14 protein-coding genes, 2 tRNA genes, 1 pseudogene and 1 riboswitch are annotated in these 19,885 nt (G+C 69.3%); of the genes and pseudogenes, 13 read left to right on the forward strand and 4 right to left on the reverse strand.

The window, feature by feature from the left end:
- Positions 1-106: 106 nt before the first annotated feature.
- The 7 genes and pseudogenes from K1T34_RS27140 (at position 107) to K1T34_RS27160 (ending at position 6,510) form a co-directional block, all read left to right on the forward strand.
- Positions 107-1,147 (forward strand): 3-isopropylmalate dehydrogenase, encoded by a 1,041-nt coding sequence (locus K1T34_RS27140; protein ID WP_220237615.1) that lies wholly within the window; start codon positions 107-109, stop codon positions 1,145-1,147.
- 23 nt (positions 1,148-1,170) lie between these two features.
- A riboswitch (cobalamin riboswitch) is annotated at positions 1,171-1,253 on the forward strand.
- 970 nt (positions 1,254-2,223) lie between these two features.
- On the forward strand, positions 2,224-2,655 hold the full coding sequence (locus K1T34_RS54485) for an ABC transporter ATP-binding protein (protein WP_304504290.1): 432 nt from the start codon (positions 2,224-2,226) through the stop codon (positions 2,653-2,655).
- A 10-nt stretch (positions 2,656-2,665) separates the two neighbouring features.
- Positions 2,666-3,088, forward strand: coding sequence for a hypothetical protein (locus tag K1T34_RS53555; protein ID WP_255637622.1), 423 nt, complete (start codon positions 2,666-2,668; stop codon positions 3,086-3,088).
- Between the two features lie 41 nt (positions 3,089-3,129).
- A pseudogene (locus tag K1T34_RS53560) lies at positions 3,130-3,270 on the forward strand (iron transporter); the annotation flags it as partial.
- 103 nt (positions 3,271-3,373) lie between these two features.
- A complete protein-coding gene (locus K1T34_RS53565) occupies positions 3,374-3,649 on the forward strand; it encodes an ABC transporter substrate-binding protein (protein ID WP_255638798.1) in 276 nt (91 codons plus the stop codon).
- 209 nt (positions 3,650-3,858) lie between these two features.
- Positions 3,859-5,481 (forward strand): citramalate synthase, encoded by a 1,623-nt coding sequence (gene cimA, locus K1T34_RS27155; RefSeq protein WP_220237616.1) that lies wholly within the window; start codon positions 3,859-3,861, stop codon positions 5,479-5,481.
- Between the two features lie 255 nt (positions 5,482-5,736).
- Positions 5,737-6,510: a fumarylacetoacetate hydrolase family protein gene (locus tag K1T34_RS27160; protein ID WP_220237617.1), complete on the forward strand. Its 774-nt coding sequence runs from the start codon at positions 5,737-5,739 to the stop codon at positions 6,508-6,510.
- 1,331 nt (positions 6,511-7,841) lie between these two features.
- Here the strand turns inward: K1T34_RS27160 and K1T34_RS27165 are convergent.
- Complete coding sequence (locus K1T34_RS27165) at positions 7,842-9,083, reverse strand: FAD-dependent oxidoreductase (protein WP_220237618.1); 1,242 nt, start codon at positions 9,081-9,083, stop codon at positions 7,842-7,844.
- Positions 9,084-9,427: 344 nt separating this feature from the next.
- On the opposite strand from K1T34_RS27165, the gene K1T34_RS27170 reads away from it, so the two are divergent.
- From K1T34_RS27170 to K1T34_RS27180, 3 genes are all read left to right on the forward strand, one after another.
- Positions 9,428-10,264 carry an HAD family hydrolase gene (locus K1T34_RS27170; RefSeq protein ID WP_220237619.1) on the forward strand — a complete coding sequence of 279 codons (837 nt, stop codon included), beginning with the start codon at positions 9,428-9,430 and terminating at the stop codon, positions 10,262-10,264.
- Between the two features lie 50 nt (positions 10,265-10,314).
- A tRNA-Gln gene (locus K1T34_RS27175) sits at positions 10,315-10,386 on the forward strand.
- A 101-nt stretch (positions 10,387-10,487) separates the two neighbouring features.
- Positions 10,488-10,560, forward strand: a tRNA-Glu gene (locus K1T34_RS27180).
- Positions 10,561-13,354: 2,794 nt separating this feature from the next.
- On the opposite strand, the gene K1T34_RS27185 is transcribed toward K1T34_RS27180, so the two are convergent.
- The 3 genes from K1T34_RS27185 to leuC all read right to left on the reverse strand — a co-directional run bounded on the left by K1T34_RS27185 (position 13,355) and on the right by leuC (position 16,291).
- Positions 13,355-13,993, reverse strand: a complete 639-nt coding sequence (locus K1T34_RS27185) for an HU family DNA-binding protein (RefSeq protein WP_220237620.1) — start codon at positions 13,991-13,993, stop codon at positions 13,355-13,357.
- A 241-nt stretch (positions 13,994-14,234) separates the two neighbouring features.
- Positions 14,235-14,837 (reverse strand): 3-isopropylmalate dehydratase small subunit, encoded by a 603-nt coding sequence (leuD, locus tag K1T34_RS27190; RefSeq protein WP_220237621.1) that lies wholly within the window; start codon positions 14,835-14,837, stop codon positions 14,235-14,237.
- Positions 14,838-14,863: 26 nt separating this feature from the next.
- A complete protein-coding gene (gene leuC, locus K1T34_RS27195) occupies positions 14,864-16,291 on the reverse strand; it encodes a 3-isopropylmalate dehydratase large subunit (protein WP_220237622.1) in 1,428 nt (475 codons plus the stop codon).
- 143 nt (positions 16,292-16,434) lie between these two features.
- On the opposite strand from leuC, the gene K1T34_RS27200 reads away from it, so the two are divergent.
- The 3 genes from K1T34_RS27200 (at position 16,435) to K1T34_RS27210 (ending at position 19,499) form a co-directional block, all read left to right on the forward strand.
- Positions 16,435-17,136 (forward strand): IclR family transcriptional regulator, encoded by a 702-nt coding sequence (locus K1T34_RS27200; RefSeq protein ID WP_220237623.1) that lies wholly within the window; start codon positions 16,435-16,437, stop codon positions 17,134-17,136.
- A gap of 253 nt (positions 17,137-17,389) precedes the next feature.
- Positions 17,390-17,920 (forward strand): hypothetical protein, encoded by a 531-nt coding sequence (locus tag K1T34_RS27205; protein WP_220237624.1) that lies wholly within the window; start codon positions 17,390-17,392, stop codon positions 17,918-17,920.
- A 901-nt stretch (positions 17,921-18,821) separates the two neighbouring features.
- Positions 18,822-19,499, forward strand: coding sequence for an HU family DNA-binding protein (locus tag K1T34_RS27210; RefSeq protein WP_220237625.1), 678 nt, complete (start codon positions 18,822-18,824; stop codon positions 19,497-19,499).
- Positions 19,500-19,885 lie beyond the last annotated feature (386 nt).

The raw sequence follows: 19,885 nt of genomic DNA on the forward strand, positions 1-19,885 counted from the left end.
GTGCGGCTACGGCGTCTTGTCTACGGCCGGTAACCTTCCGCTGCTGGCGTTTTCTTGCGGATGGGCCATCGGTGCGTTCGGTGGCCTGGTCTACGGAGGTGTGTGGATGCGGCTCGCGGTGATCCCAGGTGACGGGATCGGGCCCGAGGTGGTCTCCGAGGCGCTCAAGGTGCTCGGTGAAGTAGCACCGACGGCGGAGATCACGAACTACGACCTCGGTGCCGCGAGGTGGCACACGACCGGGGAGTTGCTCCCCGAGTCGGTGCTCGGCGAGCTGCGTCAGCACGACGCGATCCTGCTCGGCGCGGTCGGCGACCCGACGGTGCCCAGCGGCATCCTCGAGCGAGGGCTGCTGCTGCGCCTGCGCTTCGAGCTCGACCACCACGTGAACCTGCGCCCGGCGCGCCTGTACCCGGGCGTGCGCGGCCCGCTGGCCGACGCCGGCGAGGTCGACATGGTTGTGGTGCGCGAAGGCACCGAAGGCCCGTACACCAATAACGGTGGCTTGCTGCGCAAGGACACCGAGCACGAGGTCGCCACGGAGGTCAGCGTCAACACGGCGTTCGGCGTCCGACGCGTCGTCGTCGACGCGTTCAACCGCGCCGAAGAGCGGCCGCGCAAGCACCTCACGCTCGTGCACAAGACCAACGTGCTCGAGTACGCCGGGTCGCTGTGGTCGCGGATCGTCGAGGAGGTCTCGCTGGAGCACCCCGACGTCACAGTCGCGTACTCCCACGTCGACGCCGCCACGATCCACCTGGTCACGGACCCGTCGCGCTTCGACGTGATCGTCACCGACAACCTGTTCGGCGACATCATCACCGACCTGGCGGCCGCCGTCACCGGTGGCATCGGCCTCGCTGCCAGCGGCAACCTCGACATCACGCGCCGCAACCCGAGCATGTTCGAGCCGGTCCACGGCAGCGCCCCCGACATCGCCGGCCAGGGTCTCGCCGACCCGACGGCCGCGGTGCTCTCGGTGTCGCTCCTGCTCGACCACCTGGGCCACAGGGAGGCCGCGCGCCGCATCGAGGCGTCCGTGGCCTTCGACCTGGCGACGCGCGACCAGGCGTCGCCCGGCACCACCCAGGCGATCGGCGACCGGCTGGCCGCGCTCGTCTCGTCGAACGTGCGCAACGTCAGCTGACGTTCTTGTAGGAACCCCGCCGCGGAAGCCGGTCGAAATCCGGCGCTGACCCGCAACGGTAGGCCCGCGGTCTGTGTTCTTCGCAGACCGCGGGCGAGCCCGACACGGGCGGTGGTTTTCGCACCACCGTCGTCCCTCCCGTCGCGGTCTACGGGAGACGACACCCCTGCTCTCTTTGGCGTGGCTGCCGTCTTTGTTGTGTGGACCCTTGAGCAGATCGTGGCCTGCCGGTGCCACCTCCGAAGTTCCCGTCGTCTGACGGTCCGGACTCCTCGCCGTCTTTCCCAGCGGCTTCCGACGGGTCGCCTCCGGTGTCGCCGGCCAACGGCGAATCCTCGCGCAGCGACTCTGGCCTTGCCGACTCTGCCACGGCCCGCCCGTCACCGGCGTTGCCGTTCAGCGGCGAATCCAAGCCGGCGACACATCCGCTGACTCCTCCGCGCCGGCCGGACCCGGTTCGCGCGGCTCTGATCTGCCCATCGGAGGCCCCGACCCGTCGCTCAGGTTGTCGCCGAAAAGCGGCGAACCCTCCCGCGACGACCCTGCCGACGCCAACCCGGGTCTGACGGGAACGCCACCGCTGTCGTCGATCAGCGGCGAATCCGAGCATGTCGGCCGAGCCTCCGACGATTCGCCGTCGGCCGGATCCGACATCGTCGGTTCGCCCCGGCCATCCTACGTTCCGGACCGCCGGCTCCGGCCGTTGCCGGCTGGTGGCGAATCCTCGCGCGGTGACGCCGGCCCAATCGGCTCGCCTCCGACGGGGTCATCCCGGGCGTCGCCGTTCAGCGGCGAGTCCGAGCGTGGCGACGAAGCCGCAACTAGTTCGCCGCCAGCGGAGCTCGACACCACCACTCTGCGCTTGGTCTACCACGTGCTCAAGCCTTCAAAAGGCGCCGTTCTGCTCGACAACCGGCCCCTCGAGGATTTCAGCCGCGTGACCAGGCGCGGGCGATCGCGGCTGTCACTCAGGAGTCGCACACGGAGTTCGACTTCACGGTCGCCGAGGTCGTCGCCATGGGCCGCCTGCCGCACCACGGCCTGCTCGACCGCATGACCGCCACGGATCGGCAAGTGTGCGCGGCGCGCTCGAGCAGGTCGGCCTGGCGGAGTTCGCCGACCGCGGCGTCCTGACGCTTTCGGGCGGCGAACGGCAACGCGTGCTCATCGCGCGCGCCCCCGCGCAGGAGCCGTGGATCCTCGTGCTGGACGAGCCCACCAACACCTCGACATCCGCCACCAGCTGGAGATCCTCGCTCTCGTGCGGCGAAGTGGCCCGACCGTGCTGGCCGCGCTCCACGACCTCACCTCGCCGCTGCGACGTGCGACACGTGCACGTCCTCGACGGCGGCCGCCTCGTCGCGAGCGGAACGCCCGCGCAGGTGCTGACCCCTGATCTGCTGGCCGGGGTGTTCGGCGTGCGCGCCCACGTGGTGACGCACCGGCCGGCCGGCCGGCCCCAGCTGTTGTTCGACCGGCTCGAGTCCGAGGAGGACAGCCATGCGTAAGACGGTCGCGATGGTCCTGGTGGCCGCGCTCTCCGTGACGGGCTGTGGTGCCCAGGTGTCCGAAGGGGACAGTGGTGTCGCGCCGGCGGGGTATCCGGTGACGGTGACCAACTGCGGTCAGCCGCTCAGCGTCCGAAAGCCACCGTCGCGAGTGGTCACCAACGACATCGGCATCACCGAGCTGATGTTCGCCCTCGGTCTCGACGACCGGATGGCCGGCTACGTCGTCGACAAAGGACAGTCGGGTGGCGTCGCGTCTTCGCCGTGGAAAGCCGATTTCACGAAGGTGCCCAAGCTCGCCGAGAAGCAACCGCGAAGTCGTGCAGAGCGCCGGCGCCGACCTGGTGTTCGCGGGCTGGAACTACGGCTTCTCCGAGAGCACAGGCTTCACCCCCGACACGCTCACGCAGCTCGGCATCCAGCTATCAGCTGACCGAAGCCTGCCGCAACGGCGTCGGCAAGCAGCGCGGCATCATGCCGCCGCTCGACGCGCTGTACACCGACCTGCGCAATCTCGGCAAGATCTTCGGCGTGAACGACCGCGCGGAGAAATTGGTGAAGCAGTACAGCGACCAGGCCGCAGCCGTCACGAAGGCCGTCGCCACTCAGGGGCAACGGCCGAAAATGTTCCTCTACGACGACGGCCGCGACCAGCCGTTCACGGCCGCCCGCAACGCCGGCCCCCGACGAGATCATCACCAAAGCGAGCGGCACCAACATCTTCTCCGACGTCGACGACAGCTGGACTACGGTCAGCTGGGAGGCCGTGGTCCAACGCGCGCCCGACGTCATCCTCATCAACGACTACGGCGGCGAGGTCGGCACTGTCGCCGACAAGGAGAACTTCCTCCGGTCGCAGTCCGGCCTGCGTGACATCCCGGCCGTGAAGCAGGGCCGCTTCTTCGCCTTGCCCTACGCAGCTCTCGTGGAGGGCCCACGCAACGCTTCGGCAGTGCAGGCGTTCGGCGCGTACCTGGCTGGTCTGTCCCGTTGATGGGCTCCCAGGAGGTGGGAAGCTCCGCCCGGCACTTGGATGCCGGGCGGAGCTGTGGCATCATGCAAGCCATGACCGCCATCTCGATCATTATCGCCGAGCGCGCCGGATAGACGCTCCACAAGAGCTTCCGGCGCGCAACCTCTCGCACCCATGCGGGAGGTTTTTTTGTTGCCAGAAACAGGTTCCGCCCCGCCCAAGGAGACACCGTGACCCGCACGGAGCCCGCCGAAACGCCCCTCGGTGACGCCTTCCACCTCTACGACACGACCCTGCGCGACGGCGCCCAGCGCGAAGGCATCACGTACTCCGTCACCGACAAGCTGGCAGTCGCCAGGCTGCTCGACGAACTCGGCGTGGGCTTCATCGAGGGTGGCTGGCCGGGCGCATTGCCGAAGGACACGGAGTTCTTCGCGCGGGCTGCGAAGGGCGAGTTGGAGCTGAAGCACGCAGCGCTCGTCGCCTTCGGGTCGACGCGCAAGGCTGGCACCCGCGCGTCCGAGGATCCGCAGGTCCGCGCGCTGTTGGACTCCGAAGCGCCCGTGGTCACCTTGGTGGCGAAATCCGACCTCCGGCACATCGAACGCGCGCTGCGCGTCGACGTCGACGAGGCGTGCGCCATGGTCCGCGACACCGTCGCGTTCCTGACCGGCGAGGGCCGGCGCGTGTTCCTCGACGCCGAGCACTTTTTCGACGGGTACGCCTTCTCGCGCGACACCGCGCTGCGAGTACTCGACGCCGGCGCCAATGCCGGCGCGGACGTCCTCGTGCTCTGCGACACCAACGGCGGCCAGCTGCCGCTCGGCCTCGCGGAGACCGTGCGCGAGGTCAAGGACAAGACCGGGTTCCGCTTGGGAATCCATTGCCAGGACGACACTTCCTGCGCCGTGGCGAACTCCGTCGCCGCGGTGCAGGCCGGCGCGACGCACGTCCAGTGCACCGCGAACGGTTACGGGGAGCGGGCCGGCAACGCCGACCTGTTCGCCGTGACGGGAAACCTCGTGACCAAGCTCGGAATGGAGGTCCTCCCGATCGGAGGTGCCGCCGAGCTCACCCGGGTCTCCCATGCGCTTGCCGAAATCGCGAACCTCGCACCCGACACCCACCAGGCTTACGTCGGGTCGTCGGCCTTCGCCCACAAGGCGGGGCTGCACGCGAGCGCGATCAAAGTGGATCCGTTGCTGTACAACCACATCGATCCATCTTCAGTCGGCAACGGCATGCGGGTACTGGTCACGGAGATGGCCGGCAGGGCCAGCCTCGAGCTCAAGGGACGTGAACTCGGGGTCGACCTTGCCGGCCGGCCCGAAGCGCTGACGAACGCCGTGCGCAAGGTGAAGGACCTCGAAGCGGAGGGCTGGTCGTTCGAGGCCGCCGACGCTTCGCTGGAGTTGTTGCTGCGCCGCGAAGTCGAGGACGTGTCTGGTGAGGAGCCGGTGACGCCGCCGTTCCACCTGGAGTCCTACCGTGTCGTCCTCGATCACCGGTCCGGCGGCGAGGTCGTTTCGGAGGCGACGGTAAAGGTCCACGTGAACGGGCAACGCGTCATCGCGACGGCCGAGGGCAACGGGCCCGTGCACGCGATGGACGCCGCCCTGCGGGAAGCGCTCAGCCCCCACCTGTCCTGGTTGGACGCCGTGGAACTGTCCGACTACAAGGTGCGCATCCTGCCGTCCAACCCGGGCACTCACGCGGTGACCCGTGTCCTGCTCGAATCCAGCGACGGTGAGCGGGAATGGACCACTGTCGGTGTGCACGGGAACATCGTCGAGGCGAGCTGGATGGCGATGTGCGACGCGCTCGTCCACAAGAGCCTCGCGGCTCGCGTCTGAGATCGGCGGCTCCTTTCTGCCGGGTTCGTCGGTGGGCTGCGTCGATGGCTGTGCGGTCAGGTTGACGCATGGCCGGCGTGGTCGTCGAGGATTTCCGGTGAGAAAGCGGGCGAACGGACCTCTCGTGCACCTCGCGGCGATCGATCCGCAGGTCGTGGGCGACGCGAGGGGTCCATTCGGTCCGAGACGGCGCGAGGGGACCGTTCGCGCCGCCGGGGGCGAGCGCCCCGGCGGCGGCGTACGTAGACTGGCCGAGTGCGTCTAGCCCGTATTGCTCATCCCAGTGGTGGTGTCGCGTTCGCTTCGATCGAGGGCGAGGGCGACGACGCCCAAGTCCTGGAGATCGCCGAGCACCCGTTCGGCCAGCCGAACTTCACCGGCAAGCGGTGGCCGCTCGCCGACGTCCGCCTGCTCGCGCCGATCCTGCCGTCGAAGGTCATCGCCGTCGGCCGGAACTACGCGAAGCACGCGGCCGAGTTCGGCAACGAGGTGCCGTCGGCCCCGATGCTGTTCATCAAGCCGTCGACCACGGTCATCGGCCCGAATGTGCCGATCCGTCGCCCGCATGACGTCGGTCGCATCGACTTCGAGGGCGAGCTGGCGATCGTCATCGGCCAGCCGGTGAAGAACGTGTCCGCCGACCGAGCGGCGAGCGCGATCCTCGGCTACACGGTGGCGAACGACGTGAGCGCCCGCGAACTCCAGAAGTCCGACGGCCAGTGGGGCCGCGCGAAGGGCTTCGACACGTTCTGCCCGCTCGGCCCGTGGATCGAGACGTCGATCGATCCGTCGGACCTGGCCCTGCGCAGCGAGGTCAACGGCGACGTCAAGCAGGACGGCCGCACGTCCGACCTCGTGCACAAGGTGCCGGAGCTGGTCGAGTTCATCTCGGGCGTCATGACGTTGCTGCCCGGCGACATCATCCTGACCGGCACGCCCGAGGGCGTCGGCCCGATCGTCGACGGCGAGTCGGTCTCGATCACCATCGAAGGCATCGGCACCCTGACCAACCCGGTCCAGGACATCTGACTTCGGTTCGACCCGAGGCCCGCAGGCCGTTCGCCTCATAATGGCGACGGTCGGCGGGCCTCCGTATTTCCGGGGTGGTGACTGAGGTCACCGGCTCGTGTTCGGTTCGGATTTCGCCGTTTGGTGGCGGGGCGGCCTTGGCCTTCGCCGTGGGGATGGGGCGGTTGCCGCTGAGTGGCGAATGGCTGGATCGGCAGGTTGGCTGTGGGTTTCCTGCTGCTGACCACGGCAACGGCGGGTGTCGCCACTCAGTGGCGAGGCTCGGCGATCGAGCCCTGCGGCCCGGTCTGGCGGGTGTTGCCACTGAATGGCGACGCCTTGGCCGACGGGGGATTGGTCGCTGAGCTGGAAGTCGCCGGGCCGCGAGGGTTCTCGGCGCGGTCAGGGTGGGTGTTGCCGCTCAGTGGCGACAGCTTGCCCAGTGGGAAAAGGTGGTCGCTGAGCTCGGAGTTGCCCGGCGACCGAGGCTCGAGGTGCCGGCGGGTAGGCGTTGCCGCTCAGCGGCGACACGTTGATCGGCTGGGAAACTGGCCGCCGAGCTGGGTGTCGCCGGCCGAACCAGCCTCGTGGCACGGTCGGGTCGGGGTTGCGCTCAGCGGCGACGGCTTGGCTGGCAGGAACGTGGTCGCTGGAACTGGGGGTCGCTGGGTCGCAAAGCTTTGCGGCGGGCTCGGGTTGGGCGTTGCCGCTCAACGGCGACACCTCGGCCGGCGGTGGGAACTCGTCGCTGAGCTGGGAATCGCCCGGTGACCGGGGCTCGCGGCGCCGTCGGGTGGGCGTTGCCGTTCCGCGGCGACACTTTGGTCGGCGGCAAGCGGGTTCCTCGCTCGGAGTCGACCGGCGTTCGCGTCGCGATGCGCGGTGTGGCTGGGCGTTGCCACTCGGTGGCGACACCCTGGTCGGCGATGGGAAGCGTCGCCGAGTTTGGTGTCGGCTTCGCGATTGAGCTTCGCGGCATGGTCGGGCCAACGGTTGCCGCGCAGTGGCGAGGGCTCCGCTGGTGAAGGGAAGTAGGGGCTGGATCGGTGTCGCCGTTTGGTGGCGACACGGGAGTTGGCATCCGCGGGGGTACACGTCGTCGTTGGGTGGCGACGTCGTGCGGAGTGGATCGATTTAGCTGTCGTGTGGTGCCGCAGCGATCCGGAGTGGGGTGCCGCGGAGCCGGCGGGGGTATGGACGGGAGTGCCGCCACGCTCGTGCTGCGCGGCGGCACTCGGGGTTGCGGTTGTGGGCTATCAGGGGCCAGGCGTTGCGTCCCTCGGACCAGTCGGTTGGGCGCGGACTTGTTGTGTGGGTTGGTGGACGCCGCGAGGCGGGTTGGCCCCGATGGGCTATTTCTTCCCGGCGGGTTCCATCGCGCGGCGGGCGAAGGCCGGGGCGTGCTCGGGGCGGAAACCCAGGCCCAGTATGCGCGCGGGGATGTAGGCGAGTTTGGGGAAGCGCGCGAACAGGGCGATGAGCTGGGGAGGCGGGCCGTCGCGGCGGCCGGACATGACGGGGCGCATCACGGCGCGGTGGAGGAGCCGTTGCAGGGTTTGGACGGCGATCGTCGGGAGTAGGCGGCGGGTGCGGACCTTCGCCAAATCGTCTTCCGAGGCGGGGCCGCGGAGGAGGGGGTCGGCCAGGAGGGTCGCGGCGGCGACCGCGTCCTGGACGGCGAGGTTGATGCCGACGCCGCCGACGGGCGACATCGCGTGGGCCGCGTCGCCGATGCAGAGGAGGCCGTCGGCGTGCCAGCGGTGCAGGCGGTTGAGGCGGACGTCGAGGAACTTGATGTCGTCCATCGTCTCCAGCTCGTCGACGCGGTCGGCGAACTCGGGGCAGACCTCGACGACGTTGCGGCGGAAGGCCTCGATGCCGGCGGCGCGCAGGTCTTCGCCCTTCGGTGCGAGGTAGGCGATTTGGTGGTAGCCGTCGCGGGGCAGCGGCACCGCGAACCGTCGGTGGCTCATGCGCGGCATGAGCATCGAGCCGACTTCGTCGTCGTGGCGGGAAAGGCGGAACCACCAGACGTCGAAGGGGCAGTCGAACTCCCGTGGCTCCAGGCCGGTCGAGCGGCGCGCGAGCGACCAGCGCCCGTCGGCGGCGATGACGAGGTCGGACTCGAGTTCGCCTTCGGTGCCGTCGGCCGTGCGGTAACGCACGCCCGTGACTCGGCCGCGCGAGCGGAGCAGACCGGTCATCTCCGTCTCGAGGCGGAGGGTGAACGTCGGTTCCTTCTGAGCCGATTCGGCGAGCAGGTTGAGCAGGTCCCACTGCGGAACCATCGCGATGTAGGGGTGTGGAACGTTCAACAGCGACAGATCGGCGAGCTTCATGAGGCCGCCGTCCTGAGTGGGGAAGCCGGCTTCCCGCAACTCGCTGTGCGGGATCGCGTGGAATTTCTCGCCGAGGCCGAGCTCGTCGAGCAGCGTGAGGGTGGACGGGTGGACCGTGTCGCCGCGGAAGTCGCGCAGGAAATCGGCGTGCTTCTCCAGCACGGTCACCTCGACGCCCGCCCTCGCCAGGATCAGGCCGGCGACCATGCCCGCAGGTCCGCCGCCGACGACGACGCAACGCGTGTGCTCGGTCATCTGACTCATCTCCCTCTTTTCATCACCCGTTGAATAACCTCAGGATGCACCCGGGGTGGGTCTCACGTCAAGTGGTCGGTGCGTCACAGCGCCGACTGTCCACTGAGGACTTGCGCCTGTGGGGAAGTTGTTCTTTCGCGCGCGGTTCGTGGCAAGGTGGCCGCTTGAACCGTTTCACTGGCATCGCACGAATCGGTTCACTCACCCGGTTGGCCGGATTCCTGTGTCGTAACCGGATCAACGCTTTCCACGCACTGGGAGTAGACGTGGTGCGCCGCATCAGCGGAGCGGCAATCACCTTTTTGGCCGCGTTGCGAACGCGGCGAGTGCCCTAGCCTCACTGGGTGGATTTCGCCGTGGCACCCCCGACCCCTTCGCGAACCGCCCCTCCGGCACCTGTCGGACCCGAACCTTGGGCGCCTCCGGAACTGCGTCTGGTCTGCCTCGACATCGATGACACCTTGATCGACTGCACCGCCGCGATCCGCGTCAGCCTCCACGCGCTCACTGGCCGCAGCGATCTCTGGCCGTTGTGGGACTTGATCACCGAGGAGCACGTGGCGCTGGTCGTCGCCGGAAAACTCGGGTACGACGTGATGCACCACCGCCGCACCGAATGCTTCCTCGCCGAGCTCGGCATCTCCGCGGATTCGGCGCAGGTGACCGCGTTCGAGGCGCGCCGGCGGGACATCCTCGCAACGTCGTGGCAACTGTTCGACGACGTGCTGCCCTGCCTCGAGTGGCTGCGCGCGGCAGGTCTGCTGCTCGCGGCCGTGACGAACGCCTCTGGCGCGCACCAGCGCCGCAAGATCGCGGACCTCGGGCTGGCGCCGTTCTTCGACCACGTGGCCATCGCCGGCGAGATCGGCGTCGCCAAGCCCGACCCTGTGATGTTCCACTCGGTGTGCCTGGGCCTGGGCTGCGACCCGGCGCAGACCGTGCACGTCGGCGACAAGCTCGACACCGACGCCATCGGCGCGTACGACGCCGGCCTCGGCGCCGTCTGGCTCGACCGCGACGGGACCGGTCGCACCGGCGAACGCGCACCCGCCGGTGTACACACGGTCACAACCCTCGACGAGCTGCCTGAGCTGCTGGTTTCCGAGTACGCGACCGTCGGCGTCCCCGTCCAGCGTGCGGCGGGGACCCCCGCTGCGCAGCTGCGCGGCAGCGTGCTCTAGTATTTCTCTCCGTGCGGTACTGAACCGGCCGAGCCGGGAAAGCGCCTCACTGGGGTATGGTGTAATTGGCAGCACGACTGGTTCTGGTCCAGTTAGTCTAGGTTCGAGTCCTGGTACCCCAGCTGCGGAGAGTGACCCCCCTGCTGAGCGAGAAATCGCCTCTGGTAAGTTCTCTCCAGCAAGAAAAACAGAATAGCTCCCCGGAAACGGGGAAAGATCCTAAGCCCCCGTCGTCTAGCGGCCTAGGACGCCGGCCTCTCACGCCGGTAGCGTGGGTTCGAATCCCATCGGGGGTACAGTTAGTCGCCACCCAGGTTCCGCAGTTGCGGACCTGGGTTTTTGGCATTTCTGGGGTTGGTTGATTTCGGGGGCTGAGTAGGGGCCGCTGGTCTGTGTTGGTGGGTGTCTACACGGGACTGTTTGTGGCGGTGGGGTGGTGGCTCGGGTTTTGGTCCGGAAGGGCTGTCGGGGGCGGGGCGGCGGGGGTGTTGCTCATGTGTGCGGTGGTTCGTGAGCGGGTCGGGTTACGCATGCCGGGCGGGACCGCCGGAGCTTGTTCTCGGTAGGGACGCGGCTGCCGGCTTGGGGAGCGGCGGTGGGCGGCCGGAGCATCAGGTTCTTGATGTGGGGGAGTGGCGGGCTTTGGGGCCGCCTTTGTTTCTGGTGAGGGGTACTGGTTGGTTTTCGCCGGAGCCGGAGCCGGAGCCGGAGCCGGAGCCGGAGCCGGAGCCGGAGCCGGAGCCGGAGCCGGAGCCGGAGCCGGAGCCGGAGCCGGAGCCGGAGCCGGAGCCGGAGCCGGAGCCGGAGCCGGAGCCGGCAACTGTGGCTGGGGCTGTGGCTGTTCGGCTGGAGGGCGGGCCGGTCGGCTGAGGGTGGATTTCCTTGCGCTGGTCGACCGGAGGGGCGCGAGTGCAGGCGGAGTGCGGGGTTGGTTGGGGGCTGATCGCTGGGACTGGGGGCGATCTGGCGCCCGTCTCTCGAGGTTGGTGGGTGGCGACGGCTCCTGCTCGGCGCGGCGACGATCTCGGCCGCGTGCGCGACCTTCACGGCAGCGATGGTGGTGGACCGGTTCTTGCTGTGCGGGGCTGGTGGACGTTGTGCGCGGGCAGGTGGGTGCGGACGCGACGAGGCGGTGTTGCCTGCACAACGGCGATGGTGGTGTTGCGGCTGTCTTGTGTGAGCAGCGTGTCCGCGGAGTCGGTCGATGCTTTAGGACGGCGACGGTCGGGTGGTGCTGTGGGTGCGAGGTGATGGCGCTGCCGGAGCCTTCGGACGGAAGCGTGCCGGTGGGAACAGCCGATGCCGAGTGCCAGCGTGTAGGCAGGGACCCGGGATAGATGGTGTCGCCGGTGAGTGGCAAGGGTGTCTTGGGCGCGAGGTGGCCCGGTGGGTTGGTGGGTCGGTTGATGCTGTGCTGGCGTGTGGGGCGGGGACTCGGGATAGGTGGTGTCGCCGGTGAGTGGCATTGGGTGTCTTGCGTGCCAGGCGAGCGGTGGGCCGGCGTGTGGGGCGGGGACTGGGGTGAGTGGGTGTCACTGGCGAGTGGCGTGGGTGTCTTGGGCGCGAAGTGGGTCTGTAGGCCGGCTGATGCTGTGTCTCGGTGCGTGGGGCGCGGAGCCGGGATAGGCGTTGCTTCCGGTGTTTGGCGTGGATGACCTGCACGCGAGGCGTGCCGGTGGGACCGGTCGAAGCTGGGGGCGGGAGGGGCCCGGGGAGGCGGCGCTGCTGGAGTGACGGCGGTTCGGGTGATCTGTGTGGGAAGCGGGCTGGGCGGGAGCGGCTGATGCTGCGCGATGACGCGTGGGAGATGGCTTCTGGGAGGCGTGGCGCGGGGAGCGGTGAGCGTGGTGTTGAGGATGTCTTGTGCGACGCGGGCCGATGGGGCTGGTCGGTGATGTGCCGAACGGGTCGGTCCCTGGTGTGGTGGTGTCGCCGGTGAGTGGCGATGAGGGCGACCCGGGCGTGTTGCGCGCGACGTCTCCTGGGCGGGGCCGTCGTTGCGGTCGAAGGCACGGGGAGGGGTGGTGCTGCCGGCGGTGGTGATGGTGGCCGGTCGGGTGTCTGGGTGCGAAGCCAACTGGGAGAGACCGGTCGACGCCGCTCGGCTGCAGGGAAAGAGCTTTGAGGAGGCGGCCCTACCGGTGAATGGTGATGGGCGTGAGGGGCTGCGGAGATCGTTTCGCTGGTGGTTGGCGGATGGCGTTGGACGAGCCTTCGGGTAATGGTGATGCCTCGCTCAGTGGAACTGATTGGCGTATCGAACCATTGCGAGGGAAGTCGAATTGGATCGGCTGATATGACGGCGGCGGGAGAGAACTGGATCGGGGCGGGGTATTGAGTGCGGAGTGATTGTGGCGATGGGGGAGCCCGAGTCGGATCGCTGTTGAGGGACTGAGAGACGCGTGTAAGGAATGCGCCGTGGACCGGATGGATGGGGCTCGCGGTGGGCGAGGATTTGTCGCGGAGGCAGGGATGTCGACAGGTTGGTGAGGTCTGGGGCTTCACCGGCGGGGCACTGGGGTTGGGGCCTGTAACGCCGTCCTGTGCAGGCCGATGTGAGGCTGGACGGGGCCGACGCCGGCGGTGAGGCGGGGCAACCCGCGGCCGCGATGCCGTGCGGCGGGCCGAAGTCAGCGATGGAGGGGCCGATGCTGGCGGCGGGGAGAGGATCCTGTCCGGGGCGGGGTTGCTGCGCACATGCCGATGTCAGGCAACGTGGGACCGACGTCAGTGGCGAGAGGCAGTCCCGTCTGGGGCTGCGATGGCGCGCGGCAGGCCGATGCCAGGCAACGTTTGGCCGACGTCAGTGGCGAGAGGGAGTCCCGGCCCCGGCTGCGTTGCGGCAGGCTGTTGTCAGCCATGGCGCGACCGACGCCGGCGGCGAGAGGGGAGCTCCGTCCAGGACCGCGTTGTCGGGAACTGGAGTGACTTCAGGTCAGTTCGGTGGCTGGGTCCGTTGGCGGACAGACGGTTCCAGCCGAAATCACCGGCGAGCAAAAGACCCCGGACATGCGGCAGGGCCCCGTCCCGGGAGTGGGAGGGGACCCTGCCGTGAAGTGCACGTCCCGACGTGTAAACGTCGGGGTGGTGTTACTTCTTCTTCGCAGCGCTGGTGCGCTTGGCGGCCGGCTTGGCAGCGGCCTTCTTCGCAGCCGGCTTGGCAGCGGCCGGCTTCGCGGCAGCGGCCTTCGTTGCCGTGGCCTTGGTGGCGGGCTTCGCGGCGGCGGCCTTGGTGGTCGTGGCCTTCGCGCGCGTCGCGGCCGGCTTGGCGGCGGCGGTCTTCGTGGCGGCGGCGGGCTTCGCGGCCGTCGCGCGGGTGCGGGTGGTGGTGGAGCGCGTCGCTGCGGGGCGGGTGGCCGTCGTGCGCGAGGCGGTCGCACGCGTCGTCGTGGTGGCGCGCGACGCAGTCGCCGTGGTGGTGCGCTTGACGGCGGTGGCCTTCGGCAGCTTCTTCGTGCCGGAGATGACGTCCTTGAACGTCGTGCCCGCACGGAAGGCCGGCACGTTGGTCTTCTTCACCCGCACCGTCTCACCCGTGCGCGGGTTACGCGCGGTCCGAGCGGCACGGGCACGCTTCTCGAACACACCGAACCCGGTGATGTTCACCTTCTCGCCCTTGTTGACCGTCCGGATGATGATGTCGACGAGACCGTCGACGGCCTCCGAAGCAACCTTTTTGTCGCCCAGACGCTCCGACAGCGCCTCGATCAGCTGGGCCTTGTTGGCCATTCCAGTCCTCCAAGAAGAACTCTTCGTCCACGGCCACGTCGGCCGACTTAGCGCACACGGTATTACCAACGCAGCACAAATTCCAAACGGCACGCGGAATTTTCCCTTGCACGGGGAGTGGTTCCGCCTCCCGAGGGACCCTTCCGGGGCCAGGGGAGGTGCCGTTTGGTGTGGGCGAAGCAGCCTCTCGCGGGGGCACGGATTCCCTTTCCGAGCAGGGAATCCGTGCCCCCGGACGGGGCTAGGAGGCCGTGATCGGGGTGGTCACGGGCTTCCAGGAGGGCCGGGTCGATTCGAACTCGGTGATCTCTTCGGCGTGGCGCAGGGTCAGGCCGATGTCGTCGAGCCCTTCGAGCAGGCGCCAGCGCACGTAGTCGTCGATCTGGAACGGGGCGGTGAAGTCCTTGGCCCGCACGGTCTTGGTCTCGAGGTCGACCGTGACCTCCGTGCCGGGCTCGTTCTCGAGCAGCTTCCACAGCAGTTCGACGTCCGACTGCTCGCACTGGGCGGCGACGAGGCCGCCCTTGCCGGAGTTGCCGCGGAAGATGTCGCCGAAGCGGGAGGCGATCACGGCGCGGAAGCCGTAGTCCATGAGCGCCCACACCGCGTGCTCGCGGGAGGAGCCGGTGCCGAAGTCGGGGCCGGCGACCAGGACGCTGCCGCGGTCGAAGGGCTCCTGGTTGAGGATGAAGTCGTCCTGGGTGCGCCAGGCGGCGAACAGGCCGTCCTCGAAGCCGGTGCGGGTCACGCGCTTGAGGTAGACGGCCGGGATGATCTGGTCAGTGTCCACGTTGGACCTGCGCAGCGGCACCCCGACGCCGGTGTGCTGGGTGAACGGTTCCATGGTGGGAGCTCCTGTCTCGGGAAGGGTCAGACGGTGGCCAGGTCGGCCGGGGACGAGAGCGTCCCCCGCACGGCCGTGGCGGCGGCCACGAGCGGCGACACCAGGTGTGTGCGCCCGCCCTTGCCCTGCCGGCCCTCGAAGTTGCGGTTGGAGGTCGACGCGCTGCGCTCGCCGGGGGCGAGCTGGTCCGGGTTCATGCCCAGGCACATCGAGCAGCCCGCCTGCCGCCACTCGGCGCCGGCCTCGGTGAAGACCTTGTCCAGGCCCTCGTCGATGGCCGCCTGGCGCACGCGCATCGACCCGGGGACCACGAGCATCCGCACGGACTCGGCCACCTTGCGCCCGCGCAGCACCTCGGCGGCCGCGCGCAGGTCCTCGATCCGGCCGTTGGTGCACGAACCGAGGAAGACGGTGTCCACCGCGATCTCGCGCAGCGGCGTGCCCGGCGTCAGGTCCATATAGGACAGGGCCTTCTCGGCCGAGACGCGCTCGTTCTCGTCGGGGATCGTGGCCGGGTCGGGCACCGAGGCGCCCAGCGGCAGACCCTGGCCCGGGTTGGTGCCCCAGGTCACGAACGGGGTGAGCTCGTCGGCGTCGAGGTGCACCTCGGCGTCGAACTCGGCACCCTCGTCGGTGCTCAGCTCGCGCCACGCGGCCACGGCGGCGTCCCAGTCGGCGCCCTGCGGTGCGTGCGGACGGCCCTTCAGATACTCGAACGTCGTCTCGTCCGGCGCGATCAGGCCGGCGCGCGCGCCTGCCTCGATCGACATGTTGCACACCGTCATGCGCGCTTCCATCGACAGCGCCTCGATGGCCTTGCCGCGGTACTCGAGCACGTAGCCCTGCCCGCCGCCGGTGCCGATCTTGGCGATGACGGCGAGGATGATGTCCTTCGCCGTGACGCCCGGCTTCAGTTCGCCGTCGACGGTGATCGCCATCGTCTTGAACTTGCGCAGCGGCAGCGTCTGGGTGGCGAGCACGTGCTCGACCTCCGAAGTGCCGATGCCGAAGGCCATCGCGCCGAACGCACCGTGGGTGGAGGTGTGACTGTCGCCGCACACCACGGTCGTGCCGGGCTGCGTGAGCCCCAGCTGCGGGCCGATGACGTGCACGATGCCCTGCTCGACGTCACCCATCGGGTGCAGCCGGACACCGAACTCCTTGCAATTGCGGCGAAGGGTGTCGACCTGCGTGCGCGACACCGGGTCCGCGATCGGGAGGTCGATGTCGACGGTGGGAACGTTGTGGTCCTCGGTCGCGATGGTGAGGTCGGGACGGCGCACGGGCCGCCCGGCCAGCCGGAGGCCGTCGAACGCCTGCGGGCTCGTGACTTCGTGCACCAGGTGGAGGTCGATGTAGAGCAGGTCCGGTTCGGCACCTTCGCCTCGGCGCACGAGGTGGCTGTCCCACACCTTCTCCGCCAGCGTGCGAGCCTTGCCGGTCGGGCTGGTCATCTCCGGCTCCTTCCAAGGGGTTGGCCGGGAGCAAGGAACTCGGGCGACGTCCTCAGGCGGGGCGAGCCACGTCACGTGCGCAGCTCGAGTTCGTTTTTCCCAGATTCTGGACTTCCCAAACTTCGGGAAGTTAGTATCGCGTCGTGGGACAGCATAGCGGTATCGGAGTACTGGACAAAGCCGTGGCGGTGCTGCAGGCCGTCGCCGAAGACCCCTGTGGGCTGGCGGAACTCTGCACACGCACGGGACTACCGAGGGCGACGGCGCACCGTCTCGCCGTCGGTCTCGAAGTGCATCGGTTGCTGCGCCGGGGACCGGACGGCCGCTGGCGCCCTGGCACCGCGCTCGCCGAGCTGGCGGGCGGCTCGACCGACCCGTTGCTCGACGCGGCGAGCTCGGTGCTGCCGAAGCTGCGCGACATCACGGGCGAAAGCGTGCAGCTGTACCGGAGGGACGGCGTGCAGCGCGTGTGCGTCTCGACGGCCGAACCGCCGAGTGGCCTGCGCGACACCGTGCCGATCGGCTCGCGCCTGCCGATGACGGCCGGCTCGGGTGCGAAGGTCCTCGCCGCGTGGTCGGATCCGCACACGCAGCGCACCATCCTCGCCGAAGCCGTGTACGGCGAACGCACTTTGCTGGAAGTGCGCCGCCGCGGCTGGGCGCAGAGCGTCGCCGAACGCGAACCCGGCGTGGCGAGCGTCTCAGCGCCTGTGCGGGATTCGTCGGGCACGGTCGTCGCGGCGGTGTCGGTTTCCGGGCCCATCGAACGCATCGGCCGCAAACCGGGCGCGCGTTGGGCCGCCGATCTGCTCGCCGCGGCGGACGCTCTCCAGGAACGGCTTTGACGCTCCACTCCCGCTGACTCCCACCACTCTCCACCTCAGGCCGCCTCTCCTTCGGGGGAGGCGGCCTTCTTTTTTCGGTGGGCGCCGAACGGCCGTTCACCAAACGGCTGTTCGGCGCCCGAACCTGTGCCGATCATCTGAGCCGGCTGAGAATCCGGCAGCCGCCTTCACGAGCGCGCGACACCCCTCGATGGAACCTGGCCCCACTTCGCGGCCCGACCGGCCGCGACCCTCCCAGGTGGACGGAGCCCCCATGACCGAACTCACCGACCTGATCCTCGCCGCCCGACGCGCCGGCGGCGCCCCGGACCCGGCGGCCGCGCTGGTGCGGCTGCAGCGGGAGGTCGCCGCGTCCGCCGCCGAGGTCCTCGGCTGGCTGCCCGGCGCCGGCGTCGACGAGCACGTGCTCCACGCCGAGCCGACGCTGACGTTGCTGCGGGTCGAGATCGGGCCCCGGACGGAGTACCCGCCGCACGACCATCTCATCCCGGCGTGCATCGCCGTGCTCGAGGGCCGGGAGACCAACACCTTCTATCGCGCGGACGGCTCGGGCCTCACGGGCGTGGGGGAGACCGACACAGCGGCGGGGTCGGTGCTGCCGATGGACGAGCGCGTGATCCATTCGGTGGCCAACCGGACCGCCGACCGGTCCGTGGCGCTGCACGTGTACTTGGGGGACCTCTTCCAGCTGTCGCGGACGATCTGGGACCCGGCCACCGGCGCGCCCGGGCCCTACAGCGATGAGCGGTACTTCGCGCTCGCCCGGACCACGGCGCCCGCCTGACAGTCCTGAGTAGACATATCATCTTACCCCTGACCTGCTGATCCATGACGGCGCCCCGGCCGGCGCGGCTAGCCCGCGGTTCTGGCCGGAGCGCTTTTTTTCTGTGCTCGCGGACCCTGTCCGAGGTCTCGTGTTCCGTGCCGAGGGGCCGTTCCCTCGCTGAGTGAGCCGGGTGCTTCAGGTCACTCGCGGGCATCCGGTGCGGGCCCGATACCTGTCCCTGGCACGGCTTCGGACGGCCGAACCGTCGTTCACCGCGGTGCCACCCGCTCGGCCGAGCGCCGCCTGCCCTTGCGTCACACGGAACGCCGGTCCGGGGCCTTCGCCGGTCACACGCTTGGCCGAGTCTTCACGCGACCGGACCCGTGCCGGAGGTCCGGGGTGCGCACCCGTTGCCGCTCTTGGGGGTTCTGCTTTGTCGGGTTTCGTGGCCGGCTCCGGTCCGCCGGCCGACTCCTTTGCCGCCCAACGGGCGTCGCCGCCGGGCCGCCGAACCCCCGCCGCGGCAGGGGTTCCGACCCTCCCCGGGGACGCCCTGCCCGCCCCGCCGGGCCGCCGCGCACCGGATTTCCGACGATCGTCGGGCCGTCGTTCGTCAGTCCGCAAAGGACACTCCCGGGCCCGGGGCAAGATCGCCTTCCGCCACTGGAGAAGCACGGGGCCGCGGTGGTGGCTGGGCCAAAACCGCTGGTAGAGCCCCACTCTGCGCGAACAATCGAACACAAGAGCGAATAAGGTGTCGGTTATTTCGACCGTTCTCGAGCCCTTCGAAAGGGCGGACCGCAGACACGCCAACGGAAAAACCAAGGGTCCCGTTTGGACTTCTTCGCCTTATGGGTAATACTATTGAAGAGTTCGGCCGACGTGGCCGTGGACGAAGAGTTCTTCTTGGAGGACTGGAATGGCCAACAAGGCCCAGCTGATCGAGGCGCTGTCGGAGCGTCTGGGCGACAAAAAGGTTGCTTCGGAGGCCGTCGACGGTCTCGTCGACATCATCATCCGGACGGTCAACAAGGGCGAGAAGGTGAACATCACCGGGTTCGGTGTGTTCGAGAAGCGTGCCCGTGCCGCTCGGACCGCGCGTAACCCGCGCACGGGTGAGACGGTGCGGGTGAAGAAGACCAACGTGCCGGCCTTCCGTGCGGGCACGACGTTCAAGGACGTCATCTCCGGCACGAAGAAGCTGCCGAAGGCCACCGCCGTCAAGCGCACCACCACCGCCACGGCTGCCACCGCCTCCCGCGCGACCACCACGCGCGCGACCGCGGCGACCGGCACGCGTGCGGCTGCCTCGCGCACCGCGGCGACCCGCCCGGCCACCACGCGCTCCACCACGACGCGTACCCGCGCCACCGCTGCGAAGCCGGCCGCTGCGACGAAGACCGCCGCCGCCAAGCCCGCCGCGACGCGCGCGAAGGCCGCCACCACGACCACCAAGGCTGCCGCTGCGAAGCCGGCCGCCAAGGCCACGGCGACCAAGGCCGCTGCCGCGAAGCCGGCCGCTGCCAAGCCTGCTGCGAAGAAGGCCGCCGCCGCCAAGCCGGCCGCCAAGCGCACCAGCGCTGCGAAGAAGAAGTAGCACCACCCCGGCGTTTACGCCGGGACGTGCACTTCACGGCAGGGCCCCCTCCCATCTCGGGAGGGGGCCCTGCCGCATGTGTGGGGTGGTTCTGGCCAAGTTGGGTGCGGTGTTGGACATCGGGTCTGGCCAGCTTGGGGCCGTGGGAATGCTGGGGCTGGCAGGGGAACGATGCGCCCTGGCTCGGTCGCCCGGTATTGCCCGACGGCGCCGGTGCGCATGCTCTGGCCTGCAGGATCACGGCACCGCACAGGAATGACGGGGCCTGCGCACTCGTGGCTCGCGCAGCATAGAACGGCGGACGAGAACACGCTGCTGCATAAGCCGAGAGCCCGCCACGAACAACGCGGCCCGACGCTCTGGCGTAACGGGTTGGGCGCGGTCCA

It is taken from the genome of Amycolatopsis sp. DSM 110486 (assembly GCF_019468465.1).
Classification (GTDB): Bacteria; Actinomycetota; Actinomycetes; order Mycobacteriales; family Pseudonocardiaceae; genus Amycolatopsis.

Bases quoted from the DNA above. Each gene is read 5' to 3' on its own strand.
- K1T34_RS27140 (WP_220237615.1), top strand. From the start codon at position 107: ATGCGGCTCGCGGTGATCCCAGGTGACGGGATCGGGCCCGAGGTGGTC.
- K1T34_RS53555 (WP_255637622.1), top strand. From the start codon at position 2,666: ATGGTCCTGGTGGCCGCGCTCTCCGTGACGGGCTGTGGTGCCCAGGTG.
- K1T34_RS27165 (WP_220237618.1), bottom strand. From the start codon at position 9,083: ATGACCGAGCACACGCGTTGCGTCGTCGTCGGCGGCGGACCTGCGGGC.
- K1T34_RS27185 (WP_220237620.1), bottom strand. From the start codon at position 13,993: ATGGCCAACAAGGCCCAGCTGATCGAGGCGCTGTCGGAGCGTCTGGGC.
- leuD (WP_220237621.1), bottom strand. From the start codon at position 14,837: ATGGAACCGTTCACCCAGCACACCGGCGTCGGGGTGCCGCTGCGCAGG.
- leuC (WP_220237622.1), bottom strand. From the start codon at position 16,291: ATGACCAGCCCGACCGGCAAGGCTCGCACGCTGGCGGAGAAGGTGTGG.
- K1T34_RS27205 (WP_220237624.1), top strand. From the start codon at position 17,390: ATGACCGAACTCACCGACCTGATCCTCGCCGCCCGACGCGCCGGCGGC.
- K1T34_RS27210 (WP_220237625.1), top strand. From the start codon at position 18,822: ATGGCCAACAAGGCCCAGCTGATCGAGGCGCTGTCGGAGCGTCTGGGC.